Source organism: Microbacterium ureisolvens, from assembly GCF_019511645.1.
In the GTDB taxonomy this organism is placed as follows: Bacteria; Actinomycetota; Actinomycetes; order Actinomycetales; family Microbacteriaceae; genus Microbacterium; species Microbacterium ureisolvens_A.
Map to the genome: position 1 here is coordinate 67,911 of NZ_JAEUAX010000013.1, position 21,393 is coordinate 89,303.

19 protein-coding genes and 1 pseudogene are annotated in these 21,393 nt (G+C 70.5%); 9 read left to right on the top strand and 11 right to left on the bottom strand.

What is annotated here, in order from left to right; translation table 11 throughout:
- Positions 1-140 precede the first annotated feature (140 nt).
- Positions 141-1,442, bottom strand: a complete 1,302-nt coding sequence (locus JNB61_RS17600) for a M18 family aminopeptidase (RefSeq protein ID WP_220291569.1) — start codon at positions 1,440-1,442, stop codon at positions 141-143.
- Positions 1,443-1,691: 249 nt separating this feature from the next.
- Between JNB61_RS17600 and JNB61_RS17605 the strand changes: the two genes are divergently transcribed.
- Positions 1,692-2,669, top strand: a complete 978-nt coding sequence (locus tag JNB61_RS17605; RefSeq protein ID WP_220340481.1) for a lytic transglycosylase domain-containing protein — start codon at positions 1,692-1,694, stop codon at positions 2,667-2,669.
- 113 nt (positions 2,670-2,782) lie between these two features.
- Here the strand turns inward: JNB61_RS17605 and JNB61_RS17610 are convergent.
- The 4 genes and pseudogenes from JNB61_RS17610 to JNB61_RS17625 all read right to left on the bottom strand — a co-directional run.
- Positions 2,783-2,913 (bottom strand): annotated as a pseudogene (locus tag JNB61_RS17610) (DUF2200 family protein); the annotation flags it as partial.
- Positions 2,914-3,175: 262 nt separating this feature from the next.
- The gene (locus JNB61_RS17615; protein WP_220340482.1) at positions 3,176-4,135 is read right to left on the bottom strand and encodes an NAD(P)-dependent alcohol dehydrogenase; all 960 of its coding nucleotides are present in this window, start codon (positions 4,133-4,135) and stop codon (positions 3,176-3,178) included.
- Positions 4,136-4,201: 66 nt separating this feature from the next.
- On the bottom strand, positions 4,202-6,220 hold the full coding sequence (locus JNB61_RS17620) for an acyltransferase family protein (RefSeq protein WP_308291293.1): 2,019 nt from the start codon (positions 6,218-6,220) through the stop codon (positions 4,202-4,204).
- Positions 6,221-6,305: 85 nt separating this feature from the next.
- The gene (locus JNB61_RS17625) at positions 6,306-7,967 is read right to left on the bottom strand and encodes an alpha-amylase family protein (protein WP_220340483.1); all 1,662 of its coding nucleotides are present in this window, start codon (positions 7,965-7,967) and stop codon (positions 6,306-6,308) included.
- 224 nt (positions 7,968-8,191) lie between these two features.
- Here JNB61_RS17625 and JNB61_RS17630 point away from each other — a divergent pair, with 224 nt between their 5' ends.
- The 5 genes from JNB61_RS17630 (at position 8,192) to msrA (ending at position 12,355) form a co-directional block, all read left to right on the top strand.
- Positions 8,192-9,694, top strand: coding sequence for a SulP family inorganic anion transporter (locus JNB61_RS17630; protein WP_220340484.1), 1,503 nt, complete (start codon positions 8,192-8,194; stop codon positions 9,692-9,694).
- Positions 9,695-9,788: 94 nt separating this feature from the next.
- Positions 9,789-10,631: an endonuclease/exonuclease/phosphatase family protein gene (locus tag JNB61_RS17635; protein ID WP_220291580.1), complete on the top strand. Its 843-nt coding sequence runs from the start codon at positions 9,789-9,791 to the stop codon at positions 10,629-10,631.
- Entirely contained in the window at positions 10,628-11,206 is a 579-nt protein-coding gene (locus tag JNB61_RS17640) for a hypothetical protein (protein ID WP_220291582.1), read from the top strand. The genes JNB61_RS17635 and JNB61_RS17640 overlap by 4 nt, the downstream gene beginning before the upstream one ends.
- Before the next feature lie 130 nt (positions 11,207-11,336).
- Complete coding sequence (gene msrB, locus JNB61_RS17645) at positions 11,337-11,804, top strand: peptide-methionine (R)-S-oxide reductase MsrB (protein WP_159842497.1); 468 nt, start codon at positions 11,337-11,339, stop codon at positions 11,802-11,804.
- Complete coding sequence (gene msrA, locus JNB61_RS17650) at positions 11,801-12,355, top strand: peptide-methionine (S)-S-oxide reductase MsrA (protein WP_159842495.1); 555 nt, start codon at positions 11,801-11,803, stop codon at positions 12,353-12,355. The genes msrB and msrA overlap by 4 nt, the downstream gene beginning before the upstream one ends.
- A gap of 75 nt (positions 12,356-12,430) precedes the next feature.
- Here msrA and JNB61_RS17655 read toward each other — a convergent pair whose 3' ends face one another.
- The 6 genes from JNB61_RS17655 to JNB61_RS17680 all read right to left on the bottom strand — a co-directional run bounded on the left by JNB61_RS17655 (position 12,431) and on the right by JNB61_RS17680 (position 19,017).
- Complete coding sequence (locus JNB61_RS17655) at positions 12,431-13,051, bottom strand: GyrI-like domain-containing protein (protein ID WP_220340485.1); 621 nt, start codon at positions 13,049-13,051, stop codon at positions 12,431-12,433.
- Positions 13,048-14,139 (bottom strand): phosphogluconate dehydrogenase (NAD(+)-dependent, decarboxylating), encoded by a 1,092-nt coding sequence (gene gnd, locus JNB61_RS17660; RefSeq protein ID WP_159842493.1) that lies wholly within the window; start codon positions 14,137-14,139, stop codon positions 13,048-13,050. Before gnd ends, JNB61_RS17655 begins: the two co-directional genes overlap by 4 nt.
- Positions 14,140-14,211: 72 nt before the next feature.
- Entirely contained in the window at positions 14,212-14,841 is a 630-nt protein-coding gene (locus tag JNB61_RS17665) for a DUF1345 domain-containing protein (RefSeq protein ID WP_220291589.1), read from the bottom strand.
- 225 nt (positions 14,842-15,066) lie between these two features.
- The gene (locus JNB61_RS17670; RefSeq protein WP_220340486.1) at positions 15,067-16,767 is read right to left on the bottom strand and encodes an ABC1 kinase family protein; all 1,701 of its coding nucleotides are present in this window, start codon (positions 16,765-16,767) and stop codon (positions 15,067-15,069) included.
- A gap of 122 nt (positions 16,768-16,889) precedes the next feature.
- Complete coding sequence (locus JNB61_RS17675) at positions 16,890-17,450, bottom strand: PadR family transcriptional regulator (RefSeq protein WP_220291593.1); 561 nt, start codon at positions 17,448-17,450, stop codon at positions 16,890-16,892.
- A 148-nt stretch (positions 17,451-17,598) separates the two neighbouring features.
- Positions 17,599-19,017, bottom strand: coding sequence for a dihydrolipoyl dehydrogenase family protein (locus JNB61_RS17680; protein ID WP_159842485.1), 1,419 nt, complete (start codon positions 19,015-19,017; stop codon positions 17,599-17,601).
- Between the two features lie 161 nt (positions 19,018-19,178).
- On the opposite strand from JNB61_RS17680, the gene JNB61_RS17685 reads away from it, so the two are divergent.
- Genes JNB61_RS17685 through JNB61_RS17695 form a run of 3 tightly spaced genes read left to right on the top strand, consistent with a single transcriptional unit; the run spans position 19,179 to position 21,393 of the window.
- A complete protein-coding gene (locus JNB61_RS17685) occupies positions 19,179-20,003 on the top strand; it encodes an ABC transporter ATP-binding protein (protein WP_220291594.1) in 825 nt (274 codons plus the stop codon).
- Positions 20,000-20,671: an ABC transporter permease gene (locus JNB61_RS17690; RefSeq protein WP_220291596.1), complete on the top strand. Its 672-nt coding sequence runs from the start codon at positions 20,000-20,002 to the stop codon at positions 20,669-20,671. Before JNB61_RS17685 ends, JNB61_RS17690 begins: the two co-directional genes overlap by 4 nt.
- On the top strand, positions 20,668-21,393 hold the full coding sequence (locus JNB61_RS17695; protein WP_220291598.1) for an ABC transporter permease: 726 nt from the start codon (positions 20,668-20,670) through the stop codon (positions 21,391-21,393). Before JNB61_RS17690 ends, JNB61_RS17695 begins: the two co-directional genes overlap by 4 nt.

The window sequence follows — 21,393 nt, forward strand, 5'->3', positions numbered from 1 at the left end:
TGCACGTGCGGCGCCGGGTCGCCCTCGCGCCCGGACGCAGGGTCGGCCGTGGCGGTGGACACGCCGGACCGCGGCATCCGTTCGCGGCGTGTCGTCGAAGAGCTCCGATTCTGTTCCGCGTGACGCGGGAGGCGAGCGCGTCAGCCGCGGAAGTACGCCTCCGCGACCCGCGCCAGGTCCCACAGGTCGCTGACGCCGGCGAGCTCGCGGGCGGAGTGCATCGAGAGGATCGGGATGCCGACGTCCACCGTGCGGATGCCCAGGCGCGTCGCGGTGATCGGGCCGATCGTCGACCCGCACGGCACCGCGTTGTTCGAGACGAACTCCTGGCCGGTCACCCCGGCCGCCGCGCACCAGCCGTTCCAGGCGGCAGCGCCCGCGGCATCCGTCGCGTAGCGCTGGTTGGCATTGATCTTGAGGATGGGGCCCGAGCCGAGCACCGGCTGCACGACGGGGTCGTGCTTGTCGGCGTAGTTCGGGTGCACGGAATGGCCGACATCGCTCGAGACGCACCACGACGCGGCGAGGGCGCGCAGCTGCTGCTCGCGATCCGCACCGAGCGACAGCCACAGCCGCTCGAGCACATCGGCGAGGAAGGGACCGGCCGCACCCGAGCGGGTGCCCGAGCCGACCTCCTCGTGATCGAAGACGGCGAGCATCGCGATGTGATCGGCGTCGTGGCCGTCGGCGGCGCGCTCGAGCGCGACGACGCCGGCGTGCACCGAGGCGAGGTCGTCGAGGCGGCCCGACGCGAAGAAGACGTCGTCGCGGCCGAAGACCGCCCCCCGCGCGGCGTCGGCGGTCACGATGTCGTAGCCGCGGATGCGCGCCGCGTCGACGCCCGCCTCGCGGGCGAGCTCGCCGAGGATGTCGGCGGACTCCGCCTCGCCGAGGCCCCACACCGGCTGCGTCTGCGACTGCTTGTCGAGGGCGAGGTGGTCGTTCACCTCGCGGTCGAGGTGGATCGCGAGCTGCGGCAGCCGCAGCAACGGCCCGGTGGCTGCGAGCACGCTCGTGCCGTCGTCCAGCACGAGGCGGCCCGCCAGGCGGAGCTCGCGGTCGAGCCAGGAGTTCAGGAGCGGGCCGCCGTAGATCTCCACACCCGCCTGCAGCCAGCCGAGCTTGCCGGTCGTCGGCTTCGGCTTGAGCTTGAATGCCGGCGAGTCGCTGTGCGCGCCGAAGATGCGCACACCGGTCGACGCGGTCGCAGCCTCGGGCACGACCCAGGCGATCGCCGCGCCGTCGCGCACCACCACGTAGCTCCCACCGGTCGGTGCCGGCCATCCGGCCGCCTCGTCGAGACGGACGAACCCCGCGTTCTCCAGGCGGCGCGCGACCTCGGCGGCTGCGTGGAAGCTCGACGGCGACGCCGCCACGAACGCGGCGAGATCATCGGCGTGCGCAAGGGCGGCGGGGCGGGCGGGAGCGGTGGACGAGGGCACGGATGAGCCTCCTGTGTGATGGCCGTCGAGTGCTTCGATCGTAGTTCGGAGGACCTTCACAGCCGGTGCGCCGGGGCCGGATCCGAGCTCTTGATCTGGCCTTTTCACGCTTTCCGCTCACACGTAACGTCCAGGTAACGCACCGGAAGCGTCCAGAAACGCCCGGGAGACTCGGGGACTTGTGCCCGCCCGAACGGTCACCACGCGCCGCCCGATGGCGCATTTCGCTGATACGGAACCCGGTCTTACATGCGCTCCCACACGTCGTCTTCGCCCGCCCGCCGCACTCTCCGCCGCGCCGAACGCCGACTCCGCCGCCGACCGGTGCTGGTCGCCGCGACGCTCGCGGTCGGCGTGCTGGCCACCGCCGCGTTCAGCACGGCCACTCCCGCCTCGCAGGCCGAAGCATCCGGTCCGTTGACGAATTTCGCGCTGGCAGCCTACTCCCCCGCCTCCGTCACGACCGACACCACCGTGGCACCGACCGGCATCGAGAAGACCGTCGCCGACGCCGATGCCGCGATCGCCGCGGCATCCACGGTGGCATCGGACATCGCCGCCTCCGGTCTTGACGTCGGCACGCCCGACACGACCGTCGACACCGCCGAACTGGAGGACGCGGTGGCGCAGCTGGAGCGCGCACAGTCGCTCCCCGCCCAGTACACTACGGAGGTCACCGATGCCGTGACCGCCCTCACCGCGTCGGTCACCGAGCAGGCGCAGGGCCTGCGGGGCATGCTCGACGCCGCGATCGCCCTCAAGGCGCAGCGCGAGGCGGAGGAGAAGGCCCGCAAGGAGGCCGAGGCCGCTGCCGCCGCCAAGGCCGCCGAAGAGGCTGCCGCGGCCGCGAAGAAGTCGACGCCGCGTTCGTCCGGCGGCGGCGCGCCCGTGTTCGCGACCGGAGGCGCCGTGGGCGGCACCAGCCCGGCCGACGCGCAGGCGACCGCCCGCTCGATGATCGGCGGCTACGGCTGGGGCGACGACCAGTTCGGCTGCCTCGTGTCGCTGTGGAACAAGGAGTCGGGCTGGAACTACCAGGCCTACAACCGCTCGAGCGGCGCCTACGGCATCCCGCAGGCCCTGCCCGGCAGCAAGATGGGCAGCGCCGGCGCCGACTGGCAGACGAACCCCGCGACGCAGATCGCCTGGGGCCTCGGCTACATCTCAGGGCGCTATGGCAGCCCGTGTGGCGCGTGGAGTCACTCGCAGTCCACCGGCTGGTACTGATCGGCGCCGCGAGCGCCCCGTCCACCATGGCGCTCGCCTGACCGCCTCGGAGAGGGCACGTCCAGACTCTGGACGTGCCCTCTCCGTCGTCTTCTGACCGCAACGCGCGAGACTCAGGCGACGCGGAGGATCTTCTCCATCGACTTGCTACGTGCAAGCTCGTCCACGAGCTTGTCGAGGTACCGGATCTTCTGCATCAGCGGATCCTCGATCTCCTCGGCCGCATGCGGCAGATGACGCCCGCGCTAAGACCGGACGGATGCCTCGACCCATGCCATCGAGTGGCGGCGATGTCGGCGAGCGCCGACGAAGAAGATGGTCCCGGTGGGTTGCCCTCCCACCGGGACCATCACGCGTTGGCGGGAGACGGTACGGCGACCCGAACGCCGAAGCTCGACCGCTACGCGCTGAACAACGTGTGTTGCTCCGCCAGGTTAGGTCGCGCATCCCCCTCCGTCTGCCTGTTGACAGGGCGTGCGCCCAACTGATAGCCCGCGGTCCCGCGCTCAGTCCGCGCCGACCGCGACCACGACCTTGCCGAGCGCGCGGCCCTCGCCATGCCACCTGAGCGCCTCGGGCACCTGCTCGAGGGGGAAGACACGGTCGATGTGCACCTGCACCTCCCCCGCCGCGCAGCGCTCGGCGACGGGCACGAACGCCGAAGGACCCTGGCGCACGAACAGCACCCCGAGCCGCCTGCCGGTGACGGCTCCGAGGAGCGCGCCGGCGGTCAGCATCCGTATCAGCGCTCGTCCCGTGCCACCGACCATCACGCACCGGCCGCCCCTCACGAGCGCGCGTGCGTAGGCGAACACCGAACGGCGGGCGACCAGGTCCACGATGAGCTCGTAGGGGCCGCGACGGGTGAAGTCCTCACGTCGGTAGTCGATGACCTCGTCCGCCCCGAGCGCGCGGAGGAAGTCGAGCTTGCCGGCGTTGTCGACCGCCGTCACGTGGACGCCCTTGTGCGCCGCGAGCTGAAGCGCGAGAGCGCCCGAGCCTCCGCCGGCGCCGTTGAGCAGCATCCGTGTTCCGGGTTCCGCCAGCGCGACGGCGTGCGTCGCGATCGCGGACGCCTGCGGAAGCGCGGATGCCTCGGCGAACGACAGCGGCGCCGGCTTCGCGGCCAGCGCGGACTCGGGCACGGCCACGAACTCGGCGAACCCGCCGTACCGGGGCATGATGTCGCCGAACACCTCGTCGCCGATCGCGAACCGCCTCGCGCCTTCACCGAGGGCAGCGACCCGCCCGGCGATATCCGAGCCCAGGATCCGCCGCCGCGGCCGCAACAGCCCGCCCAGCCGGGCGTAGGCGGGAGTGCCGCGCAGCGCTTCCCAGTCCGAGAGGTTGACCGACGTCGCGACGACCTCGACGAGCACCTCGCCGGCCCCCGGCACAGGCTGCGGAACGTCGCGCACACGGAGCTGGTCGGGCGACCCGTACCGCTCGTACACGACCGCACGCATGCCTCACATCGTCGCGGGTGCGCCCCCTCGCGCGCAACGGCCGGCGGGCCGCGCGTTGCCTGCCGTTCAGCCCCCGGTGCCGGGAGGCAGCAGCGGCCGCAGCGCATGGCCGAGCACATCGGCCATGTCGGCGCTGAGCTGCGCGGTCAGGTGGTGGGAGTCTCGGTACACGAGTGTGTTGCCGATGATCGGCGGGCATGCGTCGGCGTCGCAGAGATACTCGTTGAGATCGATGAGCGGGACGCCGCGCGTGGCCGTGGCCGTCACCTCGCCCTCGCGTGCCGGGCCCGAGAGCGCGACGGAGCGCGGCTGCGCACAGGCCTCGGCGTCGGACAGATGCGCCGACAGGCAGGGCGCCGGGTCCTCCCTCATGTCGGGGGTGTCGGCCATCATCGCGACGGGCGCCTCGATCTCGTCGAGGGTGCGTCCGAAGGCCGCCGCCCAGGTCTTCGCATCGTCATCGATGCCCGCGGCCAGCTCCGGGTCGGTGAAGGTCGCGAGCAGCACCAGTGCGGGCGGCGAGTCGTTGATGCGGTCGATCACGGCGTCTCGCCAATCGGGGCACTGCGGGTAAGGCGCGCCCCGACGGAGCGACTCGATGTCGGCAGCGGGACACGAGCTCTTCGTGTGGACCTCCACCGAGTACCCGGCAGACCGGGCGAAAGCCTCGAGCGCAGGGAACCACTGCGCCGCGTGCGAATCGCCCAGGAGCAGGATGCGCGGAGCCGTGGGGTCCCCGTAGAGGCAGCCCTCGGCATCCGTAGCGGCGACGCTGCGCATGCAGCCGTCCTCGTAGAGCTCAGGAAGACTTTCGCGCGCGTCCCTGAGCGCGGGCGCCAGATTGTCGGGCACGAAGTCGGTGCCTCGCGGGGCGTCGACGATGACGGTGCTCGACGCCGCGCGCTCCGCGTGCAGCGAGCGCGTGTCGACCACGGCGTACGCGGCGCTCGCGAGGCCCAGGCACGCGAGCGATCCGGCGAGCGCGCCGGCCAGGGTGACGCGTGCGCGCCGCCTCGTGAGCAGCGGCGCCCGGCGCATCGGATCCTCGACGAACCGGTACAGCAGCCACGCCACGGGCACGCACGCGACCGCGATGCCGAGCGTCGTCCACAGGGGCAGCTCCCCCGGAAGCGCGGTGCCGGGCAGCACGATCGCCGGCCAGTGCACGAGATACAGCGAGTACGAGATCGTCCCGATGAACACCATGCTGCGGGTCGACAGCATCCGTGTCGGTCCGCGCCGCGTCTCGCCCGCCGCGATCACGGCGGCCGTGCCCACCACGGGCAGCGCCGCCGCCGCGCCGGGGAAGAGCGTTTCGGACGAGAAGAGGAAGACGGATGCCGCCACCGCGACGATCCCCGCCCACCCGAGGAGCGCGGCCCACCGCTCCCGCACGATTCCGGCTCTCCTCTGCAACAGCACGGCGACGAGCCCGCCCATGCCGAGCTCCCACGCGCGCGACGGCAGCGAGAAGAACGCCCACGGCTGCGCCGCGAACGTGAGCCACACGCACAGCGCGAACGAGGCGGCGACCAGGCCGACGAGCACGGCGATCAGTGCTCGTCGCGAGCGGACCAGCACCCACACCAGGGCGAGCAGCGCCGGCCACAGGAGGTAGAACTGCTCTTCGACTCCCAGCGACCAGTAGTGCTGGAACAGGGACGGATTGGAGGACTCGGCCAGGTAGTCCGAGTCCGCGGACGCGAAGAAGTAGTTCGGCGCGTACAGCGCCGTGGCGACGGCCGCCGCCCACAGGTCTCGCATGAGCAGCGGCGGGTACCAGATGAGCGCCGCCGCGACCGAGAGGACGAGCACGACGAAGGACGCCGGCAGGATGCGGCGCACCCGTCGGGCATAGAAGTCCCCGAACCTCAGCCGACCATGGCTCTCGAGCTGTCCGAGGAGATGGGACGTGATGAGGAAGCCCGAGATGACGAAGAAGACGTCCACGCCGACGTAGCCGCCCGGCAGGAAGGGGAGGCCGGCGTGATACAGCAGCACCGCACCGACCGCGATCGCACGCAGTCCTTGGATATCGGCGCGGAAACCCGAGTGGTCGGGCTGGGCGCTGGCTCGGTCCACCACTCCAGTGACTCTAGGTCGGCGATGTGAACGACTGGCAGCCCCTTGACGCACGGCCGCGGGCACCCCACCATTCGGTCCGCAGGACCTACGACACGCGCCCGTCGCCCGGGCGCGCAACCCGGAGCCAGCGATAGCCGTAGCCGGGCACCTCGATCTCGACACCGCCCTTCTCGTCGAGCTCGATGCGCTCCGAGCCCAGGAGGTCGACCAGGCACGTTCCACCGGGTTCGTCGGGCAGCGCAAACCGCGTCGTGGCGGGTACCTCGTCGAAGTTGTGGATCGCCACCAGCCTGCCGACATCGGCGCTGAGCGAGTGCACGAGGATGGCGGGCACCGGCTGTTCGAGCGCCTGGAAGGCGCCCCAGCCGAGCTCGGGCGAGATCCGGTAGCGCGACATCAGGTCGCGGAAGAAGTGCAGCAGGGACTCGCGGTCCTTGATCTGGTCGGCGGCGTTGACATGCTCGGGGGCGTAGCCGTCGCCCGGTGGGCGAGCGACCAGCCGCGAGGGCGGTGCGGACGAGAAGCCGCCGTTCTTCTCGCCCGTCCACTGCATCGGCGTGCGGACGGCGAGACGGCCGGGGATCTCGGCGTTCTCGCCCATCCCGATCTCCTCGCCGTAGAACAGCACCGGCGTTCCGGGCAGTGTGAACAGCAGACTGTAGGCCATGCGGATACGTCGGGGGTCCCCCAGCATCGGCGGCAGGCGGCGCGTGATCCCCCGGCCGTAGACGCGCTGGCCTTCGTCGGGCGCGAATGCCGAGAACACCTCCTCGCGCTCCGCGTCCGACAGCTTGTCGAGCGTCAGCTCGTCGTGATTGCGCAGGAAGTTGGCCCACTGCACGTCCTCAGGGAGGACGGGGCGCGACGTCAGCGCCTCGATGAGCGGCGCCGGGTCCTTGCGCGCCAGCGACAGGTAGAACGCCTGCATCCCGATGAAGTCGAACTGCATCGACAACTCGTTCACCTCCGGGCCGCCGAAGTACTGCACCTGCTGGTCGTACGGCAGGTTCACTTCGCCGAGCAGGATCGCCTCGCTCGAGCGCCGCTGCAGGAACCGCCGGAAGTCTCGCAGCAGCTCGTGCGGGTCCGGGATCCGCGCCCCCTGCGGCATCTCGAGGAAGAAGGGCACCGCGTCGACGCGGAAGCCCGCGACACCGAGCTGCAGCCAGAAGCCGATGACCCGCGCGAGCTCGTCGCGCACCGCGGGGTTGGCGATGTTGAGGTCGGGCTGGTGCTCGTAGAAGCTGTGCTGGTACCACTGGCCCGACGCCTCGTCCTTGGTCCAGATGCCTTTCGCCTCGCCCGGGAACACGGTGTTCTTCTGACCCCTCGGCGGCGGGTCGTCACGCCACACGTAGTAGTCCCGGTAGGGGGAGTTCACGCTCCGCTTCGCCTTCAGGAACCAGGGATGCCGGTCGGACGTGTGGTTGACGACGAGGTCGACGATCACGCGCATGCCGCGGTCGTTCGCCGTGCGGATCACCTCGACGAGCTCGCCGTGGTTGCCCAGCCGAGGATCGACGCCGTAGAAGTCGGTGATGTCGTAGCCGTCGTCGCGGTCCGGCGTCGGATAGAAGGGCATGAGCCACAGGCACGTCACGCCGAGCTGCGCGAGGTAGTCGATGCGCTGTGCGAGGCCCTGCATGTCGCCCGTTCCGTCGCCGTCGGAGTCCATGAAGGTCTCCACGTCGAGGCAGTACACGATGGCGCTCTTCCACCACAGGTCGCTCGTGTCGGTGATCTTCATCATGCCTCCTCGAGACGGGGACGGATGCTGCGCGCAGGCGCCACGGGAACGCCTCGTGGACACCACCCGCGATTCTTCCGAGCACACGGGACGCCTGGGAGGCCCTTGAGATCGGGCGCCTCGTCGGGTACGCGCGGCTAGAGTCGAAGGGCCGCGCGGGTCGCAGCATCCACCCCCATTCCCCTTGCGGGCGCAACGGTGCGCGCACGTTCCGAGGAGCCGCCGTGTCGACCGTCACCGAATCCGCCGATCGCCACCGCGGCGAGCCCACCGTGCGGCAGGCGCTGCGTCGGCCGCGCCTTCTCACGCGCGAGGTCATCGCCGGACTCGTCGTCGCGCTCGCGCTCATCCCCGAGGCGATCGCGTTCTCGGTCGTCGCGGGCGTCGACCCGCGAGTGGGGCTGTTCTCGTCCTTCGTGCTGGCGGTCGTCATCGCGTTCACCGGCGGGCGCCCGGCCATGATCACCGCCGCCGCGGGGGCGGTGGCGCTCGTCATCGCCCCCGTCGCGCGCGAGTACGGCTCGGACTATCTCATCGTCACGATCGCGCTGGCGGGCATCCTGCAGGTGCTCCTCGCGGTGCTCGGCGTCGCGAGGCTCATGCGGTTCATTCCGCGCAGCGTGATGGTCGGCTTCGTGAACGCGCTCGCGATCCTGATCTTCCTGTCGCAGGTGCCGCAGCTCATCGACGTGCCGTTGGCGGTGTACGCCCTCGTCGCGGTTGGGCTCGGCCTCCTGGTCGTGTGGCCGCGCATCACGCGGGCGGTTCCGGCACCACTCATCGCCATCGTGGTGCTGACCGTGGTCGTGGTGGTGTTCGGGCTCACGGCGGTGCCGAACGTCGCCGACCAGGGCGAGCTGCCCCGCAGCCTCCCGGAGCTGCTCGTCCCGAGCGTGCCCCTCACCTGGGAGACCCTGCAGATCGTCGCTCCGTACGCGTTCGCCGCCGCGCTCGTGGGCCTCCTCGAGTCGCTCATGACCGCGAAGCTCGTCGACGACCTCACCGACACCCGCTCCCGCAAGACCCGCGAAGCGTGGGGACTCGGCATCGCCAACCTCGCTTCGGCGTTCTTCGGCGGCACCGGCGGCTGCGCGATGATCGGCCAGACGATGATCAACGTCAAGACCTCCGGCGGCCGCACGCGCATCTCGACGTTCATGGCCGGAGTGTGGGTCCTCGTGCTGGTCGTGGCCCTCGGCGACATCGTCGGGCTCATCCCGATGGCGGCGCTGGTCGCCGTGATGATCGTGGTGTCGGTCATGACATTCGATTGGCACAGCATCCGCCCGTCGACGCTGAAACGGATGCCGCGCAGCGAGACCCTCGTGATGCTCATCACCGTCGTGGCCACCGTCTGGACCCACAACCTCGCCGTCGGCGTGGTCCTCGGCGTGCTCGCCGCGATGGTGCTGTTCGCGCGACGCGTCGCGCACTTCACGACCGTCACGCGCGAGGTCGACGGTGACACCGCCCGCTACCGCGTGGACGGCGAGCTCTTCTTCGCCTCGAGCAACGACCTCACCACGCAGTTCGAGTACGCCGCCGACCCGCCGAACGTCGTCATCGACCTCTCGCGAACCCACGTGTGGGACGCCTCGACCGTCGCCGCCCTCGACGCGATCGTCACGAAGTACGAGTCCCGTGGCACGACCGTGAAGCTGCACGGGATGACGGATGCTGCCGCCCGTTTCCACGGCCGTCTCAGCGGGGAGCTCGGCCAGGCCTGACCGACCGCGAGGGGCAGCACGGCGCCCCGTGCAAGCCCCTGCCCCCAGCTGCGGCATCCGCATACGGTGAACGCAGCAGACGCGAGGAGGGGCGATGATCGACGAGCTCGCCGGTGCACCGCTCATCGGCCCGGTGGAACCGCCCGCCCTCCACGTCATGACCTTCAACATCCGCCGGAGGATGACCGGTCTGGCGTGGCGGCGGGCCGACCGCTGGCGTCACCGCACCCCCGCGGTCCGGGCTCTGCTGGGGCAGGAGCAGCCGACGATCGCCGGGATGCAGGAGGTGCTGCCCGACCAGGCGGACGCCGCCCTCGCGGCTCTCGGACGCCGCTACCGCTTCATCGGCCGGGGCCACGGCCGCCGCGGCACCGGCGAGGGCTGCCCGCTCTTCTACGACGCCGAGCGCCTCGACCTTCTCGAGTGGGAGCAGACAGCGCTGTCGGAGTACTCGCACGAGCCCGGGTCGCGGACCTGGGGCAACCTCATCCCACGCATCGCGGTGACCGCCCGCTTCCGCGACCGCGCCACCGGACGCCGGTTCGCCGTGGTGAACACCCACCTCGACCCGTTCTCCCCGCGCTCGCGTCTGCGCTCCGCGGACGCCCTCAAGGCCATCATCGGCTCGGGACCGGCGGTGCTGACGGGAGATCTGAACGCCGGTCCCGGCTCACGGACCCTGCGTGAGATGCTCGACGGCGGACTGTGCGACGCGTGGGCCGTCGCCGAGCAGCGGGTGACGGCATCCGTGGGAACGTTCGTGAACTATCGCGCACCGCGACCCGACCGTGCCCGCATCGACTGGATCCTGGTCACGCCCGGCATCGAGGTCGAGCGCGCCGCGATCAACACCCGCGTCTTCGGCGGGGTGTGGCCGTCCGACCACGTACCGGTGCAGGCGGTCGTGACCCTGCCGGACGACAGAGGCCGCGCATGATCGAGCGGTTCCTCGCGGCCCCGCGCGGCGTCGGCGCGTGGGTGGCCGACGGAGTGCGGCTGCTGGGCGCGCTCGGCGTCGTCGCCGCGTTCGTCTGGTGGGCGCCGGGTGACGCGGGCATCCTCGCGCTGTCCCTGCTGGCGCTGGTGGTCCCACGCTTCGCCGGCGTCCGACCGGGCTTCGACATCGCCTTCTGCGTCACGGTCCTGGTCGCCGCGTGGAGCAACGTCCTCGACGTCTACGAGTCCGTCGCGGTGTGGGATCTCGTCGTGCACTTCGTGTGCACCGGCCTGCTTGCCGCCATGGCTTACGTGGTGCTCGCGCGCCTGGATATCGTGCCGGCGCCGCTCGCAGCCGGCACCCGGCGGGCGACGCCGGTGGTCCTCGTCGGCGTCCTGGGCCTCGCGCTCAGCGCCATGTGGGAGATGGTCGAGTGGGTGGGTCGCACCTTCATCGCACCGGACATCTTCGTGACGTATCAAGACACGATCGGCGACATGGCCGCGGGCGGCCTCGGCGCGCTCGCCGCCGGGTTCGTCGTCTCTCGCGTCAGGCTGCTGAGCGATCCGGCGTGATCTCGACCAGACGCACCTCGGTCACCGCGCCGCAACTCAAGGCTCGTTCCCAGGTTCGCGGGACCAAAACCGGCGAGGCATCCGTTCTCCTCTATGACGCCGCAGCCAGCCGCGTCGAACTGGAGGAATCGTGACCAACGAGTACCGCAAGACCCCCGAGGCGCTGAGCCGCCTCACCGACACCCAGTACCGCGTGACCCAGGAGGACGGCACCGAGCCGGCGTTCCGGAACGCGTACTGGAACAACCACGAGCCGGGCATCTACGTCGACGTCGTCTCGGGCCAGCCGCTGTTCTCGTCGACCGACAAGTACGACAGCGGAACCGGATGGCCGAGCTTCACCAAGCCCATCGAGCCCGACGCCGTCTCGACCAAGAAGGACTGGAAGCTGATCCTGCCACGCACCGAGGTGCGCTCGTCCGGCGCCGACAGCCATCTGGGTCACGTCTTCCCCGACGGCCCACGGCAGGCCGGCGGCCTGAGATACTGCATGAATTCGGCCGCGCTGCGCTTCGTGCCCGCCTCGTCGCTCGAGGACGAGGGCTACGGCGCCTACCGACACCTCTTCACCACCGAGAACCAGGAGCACGCATCATGACCAGCGGTCCCTTCGACACCGGCGAGATCACCCGCACCCCGGGCACCGAGACGGCGGTCCTCGCCGGCGGCTGTTTCTGGGGCATGGAGGACCTCATCCGCCGCCAGCCCGGCGTGCTCGACACGCGCGTCGGCTACACCGGCGGCGAGAACGCGCACGCGACCTACCGCAAGCACCCCGGTCACGCCGAGGCCGTGGAGATCGTCTTCGACCCCGAGAAGACCACGTACCGCGACATCCTCGCGTTCTTCTTCCAGATCCACGACCCGTCGACCCTGAACCGCCAGGGCAATGACATCGGCTCGAGCTACCGCTCGGCGATCTTCCCGCTCTCCCCCGAGCAGGAGCAGGTCGCCCGCGACACCATCGCCGACGTCGACGCCTCGGGTCTCTGGCCGGGCAAGGCCGTCACCACGATCGAGCCCGCCGGCCCGTTCTGGGAGGCGGAGCCCGAGCACCAGGACTACCTGATCCGCATCCCCAACGGCTACACCTGCCACTTCCCGCGGGCCGGGTGGGTGCTCCCCAAGCGCGCCGACGCGACGGCGTAGAAACAGGCGAGAAACGGATGCCGCGACCCGGCCGGGTCGCGGCATCCACTCGTCCGCCGGGCATGCGGCTGCGGGCTACCCGGCGGCTTCCACGGGCTGGCGCAGGATCGTGCGCAGTTTCTCAGGAGCGGTACGCCGAGGGTCGGCGAGGTAGATCTCGTGGTGCAGGCCACGCATGCGCAGGCCGGCCGCGGGGATGACCCGCTCGTGCATCTCGGCGAGGACCGGCGCCTCGTCGTCATACGACCCGATGTGCAGGGTCTGCACGCACCGCCCCTCTGCGAGCTCCGCCAGGCGCAGTCGACCGATGGCGGGCGACCCGCCTCTGGCCGAAGCCGTCTCCCGCGCGCGATCGACGTGGGCGTCGTCCAGCCACTCGGGGACGAGACTCATCATCGTCCAGCTCCAGCGCGACTTGTCGCGCTCAGACGTGAAGGTGGCCATGTCGTCCGACCACCAGAGCCCTTCGAGCGGCATCACGACGTAGTCACGGTCGAGTTCGCCCTTGCTCAGGAACTTGAGCTTGTAGGCGACGCCGAACACCGCCGCCACGGCCTCGCCGTACTCGTCCGACGTGTTGGGGTCGCCGTGACCGTCGATCATGAGGTACCGCATCGGAGGAACGTCGACGATCTCGAACGACCCCCGGGGAGCGGTATACGCCGCGATCGACTTCTTCAGGTCGAGCTTGGTCACGACGCGTGGTCGGCCGTCTCGGACTGGCCGCTGCTGGACGATTCCGACTTGCGCGAGCCCGCTTCCAGCACGTCGCCCGCGGGGAGCTCCTGATGACCGCCGAACTGCAGACGCATCGCGGAGAGCACCTGGTTGGCGAAGTGGTCCTCGTCGCGCGAGGCGAACCGTTCGAACAGGGAGGCCGCGAGCACCGGCGCCGGGACACCCGTGTCGACCGCGGCCTTCACCGTCCAACGCCCTTCACCCGAGTCGGAGACGCGCCCCGCGAGCCCGTCCAGTGTCGGGTTGCCCTGAAGCGCCGCCGCGGTCAGGTCGAGCAGCCACGACGAGATCACCGAGCCGCGGCGCCACAGCTCCGCGACCTTCGGGGTGTCGATCGTGAACTGGTAGAACTCGGGTTCCTCCAGCGGTGCCACCTCGGCCGAGTGCTGCGCCTCTTGAACACCCGCATCCGCGTGCTCGAGGATGTTGAGGCCCTCCGCGAGCGCCGCCATCACGCCGTACTCGATGCCGTTGTGCACCATCTTCACGAAGTGGCCCGCGCCGGACGGCCCGCAGTGCAGGTACCCCAGTTCCTCGGGGGCGAAGTCGCCGGCCCGGCCCGGCGTGCGCGGGGCCTCGCCGCTGCCGGGAGCGATCGTGCGCAGGATCGGCTCGAGGCGTGCGAAGGCCTCGTCAGGCCCGCCGACCATGAGGCAGTACCCGCGCTCCAGGCCGAACACGCCGCCGCTGGTCCCGACGTCCACGTAGTGGATGCCGGTGTCGCGGAGTGCGGCCGCGCGGCGGACGTCGTCGCGGTAGTTCGAGTTGCCGCCGTCGATGATGATGTCGCCGGGCTCGAGCAACGCGGCCACCTCGTCGACGACCTTCCCCGTCAGCCCCGCAGGGATCATCAGCCAGACGGCGCGGGGCGCCTCCAGCTTGCGGACGAAGTCGGCCAGGCTGTCGGATCCGACGGCCCCCTCGCCCGCGAGGGCCGACACGGCGTCGGGGCTGACGTCGTACACGACGCACTCGTGCCCGTCTCGCATCAGGCGCCGGACGATGTTGCCGCCCATCCGGCCGAGGCCCACCATTCCCAGTTGCATCGCCGCTCCTCTGCTCACCCGTGGAGGGCGCCGTGCGCGGGCGCCCGTGCTCGAAAGTCTAGGGAGCCCTGGTCACACGTTGATGATCGTGCTGAAGGCCAACACGATGATGAGCGCGTTGAGGAAGAAGCTCGTCGTGGTGTGCCAGACAACGGTCCACCGCATCCGTGTCGTCATCACCTGGACGTCCGACACCGAGAAGGTGGTCGCGTTCGTGAACGAGAAGTACACGAAGTCCGCGAGCCGCGGGTACTCCGTACCCGGGAACTTCAGCGGTGGAACGTCGGAGGCCCGATAGCGGCGGTCGTAGATCCGCGAGAAGCCCCAGTGGAAGAGCGCCCACGACAGCAGCATCGCAACCACGCCGATCGGCTCGACCGAGCCCTGCCAGCCAGGTTCGTTGCGGAGCACGAGGAGTTCCGTGGCGGCGACGATCCCGACGATGCTCGCGAGGAAGGTGGCGGTCACGGTGATCGCGGCGACCAGCGGATGAGCGTCGAACTTCCCCATCCATCGAGGGGCCTCGGTCCGGGATCGCCGGACGCTCACTCCGACGGCGATCACCGACGCGAGCCAGTACAGGCCGCCGAGCGCGCACCACGCGGCGAGGGCATCGACCGTGCCCTCGTCCTCCTCCGACAGGAAGACGACGAGGCCGAGCCAGATCAGGGCGAGCTGCACCAGCAGATCCGCGACTCGCACGATCACCGCCCAGACCACACGCACCCCCCGCGGACGAGTTCCTGCGTGCCACCGTAGCGGGTGGGGTGCCTGTCGAGCCGGATGTGCGGCACCCTATGCTCCGATCATGCCGATCGTGGTCTCCGGCACCCACGCCAGCGGGAAGGGGCGGCGATCGCAGACCTCGACCGGCCCTGAAACGCGAGGGCAGCATCCGTCACCCGAATTCTCGGGCTCGAAGCGACCTCAGTCGTGCGGCCCGCGCCGGCCGGAGAAGCCGGCGAACAGCGCGTAGAGCAGCGGCACGAGCGAGCCGACCATGAGCACGGTACCGATCGTGAGGTCTTCGGCGCGCAGCACGGAGCCGCTGATGAGGAGTCCTGCGAACAGCACGGCGGCCACGACGCGCCGGATCAGGCGCTCGAGCCGGCGCAGCCAGCGGTCGAGCTTCGGCACGTCGGCGACGAGGCGCCCGTCCTCGATGCGCGTGACCATGTCGTCGAGGCGCCGGGGCAGCCGCGCCATGACACCGGCGGTGGTGGCCGCCTCCTGCGCGAGCGCCCTCGCCGCATTGCCCCGCTCGTCGCGCAGCAGGCGGGCGGCGTAGGGCTCGACGGCGTCCCACACGTTGAACGCGGGGTCGAGCGAGCTGCACATCCCGCTGGTCAGCGACACCGCGCGGATGATGAGCAGGAAGTTCTCGGGCAGCTGGAAGGGCAGCGACCGCATCACGTCGCCGAACTCCTTGGCGAACTGCCGGAACTCGCGGGGATCGACCTGCTGCAGCTCGGCGAAGCCCATGCCGCCGAAACGGGCGAACAGCGCGGTCATCGCGCGCTCGAGCTCGACGGTGTCTGCCGACGGCAGGAGCACGCCGACGGCCCGGATGCTGTCGATCATCTGCGCGCTGTTGCGTGAGGCGACCGCGATCATGAGCCGCTGGAGGTTGTGCCGGAGATCGTCAGGGACCTCGCCCATCATCCCGAAATCGATGAAGGTGAGCGTCCATGGGTGGCGGGCGTCACCCGCGGCCCGCGTCACGGGCGTCACGAAGATGTTCCCGGGGTGGGGGTCGGCGTGGAAGAAGCCGCAGAGGAACAACTGGTCGAACATCACGTTTGCGAATTCGACGGCGACCTCGGCGGGGTCGATGCCCGCCGCCCGGAGGCCATCGATGTCGTTGATCTTGATCGCGGTGACGTCGGCGAGCGTCAGCACCCGACGCGTTGTGCGCTCCCACGCGATCTCGGGGACCGTGACCCGGGAGTCCCCGGCGAAGTCGGCGGCGAACCGCTCCGCATTCTGGGCCTCGTGCAGGTAGTCGATCTCCTGGCGGCTGGTGTGGGCGAACTCCTCGACGAGCGCGGGCAGGTCGACGTGATCGCGCACGACCCGGACGCGGGTGAGCCAGCCCGCCACGCGGCGCAGCGCCGCCAGGTCGACGTCGACGATCTCCTCGATGCCCGGCCGCTGCACCTTGACGACGACGTCGGCGAACCCGGTCTCGGCCGCGTCGGCAGGCGTGAGTCGCGCGCGGTGGGCTTGGCCGAGGGATGCTGCGGCCACGGGCGTCTCATCGACCCATTCGAACGCCCGGCCGAGGGAGACGCCGAGCTCGGCCTCGGCGAGCTCGCGGATCGCGGGGAAGGCGACAGGCGGGACCTCGTCCTGGAGGCCCTCCAGTTCCTTGGTGATCTCGGGCGGCAGCACGTCGAGCCGCGACGAGAGGAACTGGCCGACCTTGATCATGAGCCCGCCGTACTGGACGGCGAGCACATGGAATCTGCGCGCGATGTTCTGCAGACGCCGGGTGCGGCCGCGGGCGGCGAGCGCACCGAAGCCGAACCGGGGCAGGACGAGTTCGAACCACCAGGCCTGCAGGATGTACCGGCCGGCGAACCGGAGGATGCGGCGATAGCGGGCGCGCGGGTTGCCGACGTCGGCCATCGAACTCCTCGGTGGTGCTGGTCAGCTGATCCCGGTGTGCCCGCCTTCCCGGTGGCCCGGGAGCGTGCGCGCCCACCCTGACCCCGTGGGCCCGGACCGACGCCCTGCGCCGTGGGCGGCCGTCAGTCCTGAGCCAGGATCGAGTAGAGCTTACGCCGCGCCTCGTCGAGCACTTCGACCGCCTTCGCCACCTGCTCGGGCGTGCCGCTGCGGCCGACGGTCGCAGCCGCCTGGGCGAGCTTCGCCCCCGCCTTCGGCAGCGCCGTCGTGCGCCCCGAGTCGCGAGTCCCGGCCGACTCCCAGGGCGCCGACTGGCCCTCGGCCGCCGCCGCCTCGGCGCGGCCGGCCTCGGTGAGCGAGTACGTCTTCTTGCCGTTCGACTCCTCGGCGGCGACGAGCCCCTCGTCCGCGAGCAGCTGCAGCGTCGGATACACCGAGCCCGGGCTCGGCTTCCATGCCCCGTCGCTGCGCGTCTCGATCTCCTGGATGATCTGATACCCGTGCATGGGCTTCTCGGCGAGGATGGCGAGCACCGCGGCTCGCACATCACCTTTGGCGACGCGCGGCGAGAAGCTCTTCTCGAACGTGTCTTTCAACTGCTCCATCGCGTCCCAGAAGCTGCCCGGAAGCCCCGAGCCCTGCCCTCCCGGACGCCCACCGAATCCCTGGAATGAACCGCTCATGACGACCTCCTCAACGAGTGTGTGCCGACACCCTGACGATACCTACCGATATATCGGTGAACAAGGGCTGGGCCTGAGCGTTCGCTGTGCAGTCCACAGGACCCGACGCCGCGGCATCCCCTCATCCGGCTCCCCGCACCAGCGGCGGTCAGCGGCCGTACTCCTCGAGCCACCGCAGCCACACCTCGCTGATCGTCGGATACGAGGGCACCGCGTGCCACAGGCGCTCGATCGGCACCTCCCCGACGACCGCGATCGTCGCGGCGTGGAGCATCTCGCCGACGTCCTGCCCGACGAACGTCGCGCCGACGAGCACTCGGCGCTCCTCGTCGACGATCGCCCGCGCGCGACCCCGATAGTCGTCGGCGACCTCGCTCGCGCCCGCGATCCAGTAGAGGTCGTAATCGATGACACGGATGCTGAGTCCTGCCTCGCGGGCAGACTTCTCGGTGTGCCCGACCGCCGCCACCTCGGGATCCGCGAAGATCACCTGCGGCACCGCCGAGTGATCTGCGGTGGCCACGTGCCTGCCCCACGGGGCGTCGTCGACCGCTGCCGCCCTCGCCCTGGCCGCGATGACGTCGCCGGCGGCACGGCCCTGGTACTTGCCCTGGTGGGTGAGCAGCGCGCGGTGGTTCACATCGCCGACGGCGTACAGCCAGCGAATGCCGCGCACCTGCAGCGTGTCATCGACATCGAGCCACGACCCGGGCTCGAGGCCGACCGTCTCCAGACCGAGGTCCTCGGTGCGCGGCACGCGCCCGGTCGCGACCAGCACCTGGGCTGCTCTCACCTCCGACCCGTCCGACAGTGCCAGCACGATGTCGCCATCGGCCTCACGCGAGACGCGCTCGACCTCGACGCCGGTCTTGACCGTGGCCCCGGCTTCGGTCAGCGCCTTCTCGACGGCCTCGCCGGCGAAGGGCTCGACACCCCGCAGCAGGCCGGAGCGGGCGATGAGGGTCACGGTGGAGCCGAACGACGTGTAGAGGGTCGCCATCTCGGTGCCGACGGTGCCGCCGCCGAGGATGACGAGCGACGCGGGGACGTCCTGCACGCCGGTCGCCTCGCGGCTCGTCCACGGGTCGACGTCGCGCAGACCCGGGATGTCGGGCAGGAGCGCTGCCGAACCGGTCGACACCACGACCGCGTGACGCGCGACGAGGACCTTCTCGGCACCGTCGGCATCTGTCACGGTGACCTCGCGCTCGCCCGTCAGGCGTCCGTGACCGCGGACGAGATCGATACCCGCGCCCTGCAGCCACTCGACCTGCGAGGTGTCATCCCAGTCGTGCACGAGCTCGTCGCGGCGCATCAGGGTCCTGGCCACGTCGACGGCCCCGGTCACCGCCTCGGCGGCGCCCTTCACGCGGCGGGCTGCCCGCACCGCCGCACCAGCGCGCAGCATCGCCTTCGAGGGGATGCATGCCCAGTACGAGCACTCGCCGCCCACGAGCTCGCTCTCGACGACGACGACCGACAGGCCGCCCTGGGTGGCCCTGTCGGCGACGTTCTCGCCGACGGGGCCGCCGCCGATCACGATGAGGTCGTACTCCCGCGTAGTCATGCGCCCCAACGTAGCGGCCGCGGGCGACACCGGCGAGCGGTTGCCGGATGGTTGCCGGGAGCGCTCGCAGACGGAAGGATGGCGCAGGTTACGGCGTCTGTCCAGACCGGCCGCCATGTCTGCGGCCTGTGGTTGTCTGGGACCCCGGCCGAAAGGGCAGCATGGCGATCGAATTCCGCGGAGTCTCGAAGCGGTATCCCGATGGCACGGCTGCCGTCGAGGACTTCAGCGTGCTCATGCCCGCGCGCAAGACCACGGTTCTCGTCGGCTCGTCCGGCAGCGGCAAAACGACTCTGCTGCGCATGATCAACCGGCTCGTGGATCCGACGGGCGGGGTCATCCTGATCGACGACCAGCCGATCTCGAAACGCGACCCCGTGACGCTGCGCCGCGGGATCGGGTACGTGCTGCAGAACGCCGGGCTGCTTCCCCACTTCACCGTCGTCGACAACATCGCGACGGTCCCGGTTCTCAACGGCGTCGCCAAGGCGAAGGCGCGCGAGCGGGCGCTCGAGCTGATGGACGTGGTGGGCCTCGAACGCGGACTCGCCAAGCGCTACCCGAGCCAACTCTCCGGCGGGCAACAGCAGCGCGTGGGCGTCGCCCGCGCCCTCGCCGTCGATCCCAACATCCTTCTCATGGACGAGCCGTTCGGCGCGGTGGATCCCATCGTGCGCCGGGAGCTTCAGTCCGAGACGCTCCGCCTGCAGAAGGAGCTCGACAAGACCATCGTCTTCGTGACGCACGATATCGACGAGGCCTTCCTCCTCGGCGACCAGGTCGTGATCCTCGAGAAGGGCGCCCGCGTCGCCCAGATCGGCAGTCCGAGCGAGATCATCGAGAGCCCGGCGAGCGACTTCGTGGCCGACTTCATCGGCGTCGAGCGGGGCGCCCGCGCGCTGCGCACCAAGCGCACCGAGCACGGCACCGTCCTGGTGGACTCCGCCGGGCGCACCCAGGGCGTGCTCGTGGAGGACGCCCGGTGAACTGGGTCGCCGACAACCTCGATCTGATCTGGGCGCTGACCCTGGATCACCTGCGGCAGAGCGCCATCGCGATCGTCGCGGGCTTCGTGCTGTCGGTGCCGCTCGGGTGGCTGGCGTTCCGGTACACGCGACTGCGCGGCACCCTGCTCACGGTGATCGGGCTGCTCTACACCATCCCGTCCTTCGCGCTCTTCGCCGTGCTGACGCTCTTCGGCATTCCCTACCTGTCCGAATCGAACCTCGTCGTCGCGCTCACGATCTACGCCATCGCCATCATGACGAGGTCGGTGACCGACGGGCTGGCAGCCGTCGACCCCGTCACGCGCTCCGCCGCGATCGCGGTCGGCTTCGGCGCATGGCGGCGGTTCTGGACGGTGGACTTCCCACTGGCGGGCCCGGTGGTCCTCGCCGGATTGCGGGTCACCGCCATGTCGACGATCTCCCTCGCCACCGTCGGCACGCTCATCGGCGTGCAGAACCTCGGCTACCTCTTCACGAACGGCTCACAGCGCCGCATCATCGCCGAAGTGTTCGCGGGCGTCGTCGCCGTCGTGATCATCGCGGTGATCGTCGATGCGCTCCTCGTGCTGGCGGGGCGCGCGCTCATGCCGTGGCTGCGACGCGTGAGTGCGCCGCGGCGCGCTCGACTTCGGGCCGTGACGGCATGAACCTCCTGGCCGAGGCGTTCGCCTGGATCTTCTCACCCGCGCGCCTGACGGGCACGCTGCCGCTGCCGACCGCGATCGCGCAGCACCTCGCCTTCACCTTCGGCTCGGTGGCGATCGCCGCGGTGATCGCGATCCCGATCGGCTGGCTGATCGGGCACACCGGCCGCGGGCGTGAGGTCGCCGTCTTCCTGTCGGGCGCGGCCCGGGCGCTGCCCGCTCTGGGCCTCGTCGTGCTGCTGGTCATGCTCTTCGGCGTCAGCCTGAAGACCGAGGCGGCAGTGACGGTGTTCGTCGTCCTCGCGATCCCGTCGATCCTGGCCGGCGCGTATGCCGGCGTCGAGTCGATCGACCGGTCCGTGATCGACGCGGGCCGCGCGATGGGAATGACCGAGTGGCAGATCCTGTTCCGGATCGAGATGCCCCTCGGCCTGTCGCTTCTCATCGGCGGACTCCGCTCCGCGACGCTTCAGGTGGTCGCCACCGTGACGATCGCCGCATATGTCGGGCTGGGCGGTCTCGGCTTCTACATCATCCAAGGACTCGGCACCCGCGACTTCGTGCAGATCCTGGGCGCCTCCATCGTCATCGTCGCACTGGCCCTCGTACTGGACGGGCTGTACGCCCTGCTCGCCCGCTTCGCCGTTCCCCGCACGTCCGCCCGCCGCCCTCGATCCCGCGGAGGAATCCCGGCGCTCTTAGGCGCCCCGCAGCTGTCACGCTGA

Excerpts from the sequence above, each read along its gene's own strand:
- JNB61_RS17605 (WP_220340481.1), top strand. The coding sequence starts at position 1,692 with ATGCGCTCCCACACGTCGTCTTCGCCCGCCCGCCGCACTCTCCGCCGC.
- JNB61_RS17695 (WP_220291598.1), top strand. The coding sequence starts at position 20,668 with ATGAACCTCCTGGCCGAGGCGTTCGCCTGGATCTTCTCACCCGCGCGC.
- JNB61_RS17685 (WP_220291594.1), top strand. The coding sequence starts at position 19,179 with ATGGCGATCGAATTCCGCGGAGTCTCGAAGCGGTATCCCGATGGCACG.
- JNB61_RS17680 (WP_159842485.1), bottom strand. The coding sequence starts at position 19,017 with ATGACTACGCGGGAGTACGACCTCATCGTGATCGGCGGCGGCCCCGTC.
- JNB61_RS17675 (WP_220291593.1), bottom strand. The coding sequence starts at position 17,450 with ATGAGCGGTTCATTCCAGGGATTCGGTGGGCGTCCGGGAGGGCAGGGC.
- JNB61_RS17615 (WP_220340482.1), bottom strand. The coding sequence starts at position 4,135 with ATGCGTGCGGTCGTGTACGAGCGGTACGGGTCGCCCGACCAGCTCCGT.
- JNB61_RS17625 (WP_220340483.1), bottom strand. The coding sequence starts at position 7,967 with ATGAAGATCACCGACACGAGCGACCTGTGGTGGAAGAGCGCCATCGTG.
- JNB61_RS17635 (WP_220291580.1), top strand. The coding sequence starts at position 9,789 with ATGATCGACGAGCTCGCCGGTGCACCGCTCATCGGCCCGGTGGAACCG.
- gnd (WP_159842493.1), bottom strand. The coding sequence starts at position 14,139 with ATGCAACTGGGAATGGTGGGCCTCGGCCGGATGGGCGGCAACATCGTC.
- JNB61_RS17670 (WP_220340486.1), bottom strand. The coding sequence starts at position 16,767 with ATGGCCGACGTCGGCAACCCGCGCGCCCGCTATCGCCGCATCCTCCGG.
- msrA (WP_159842495.1), top strand. The coding sequence starts at position 11,801 with ATGACCAGCGGTCCCTTCGACACCGGCGAGATCACCCGCACCCCGGGC.
- JNB61_RS17640 (WP_220291582.1), top strand. The coding sequence starts at position 10,628 with ATGATCGAGCGGTTCCTCGCGGCCCCGCGCGGCGTCGGCGCGTGGGTG.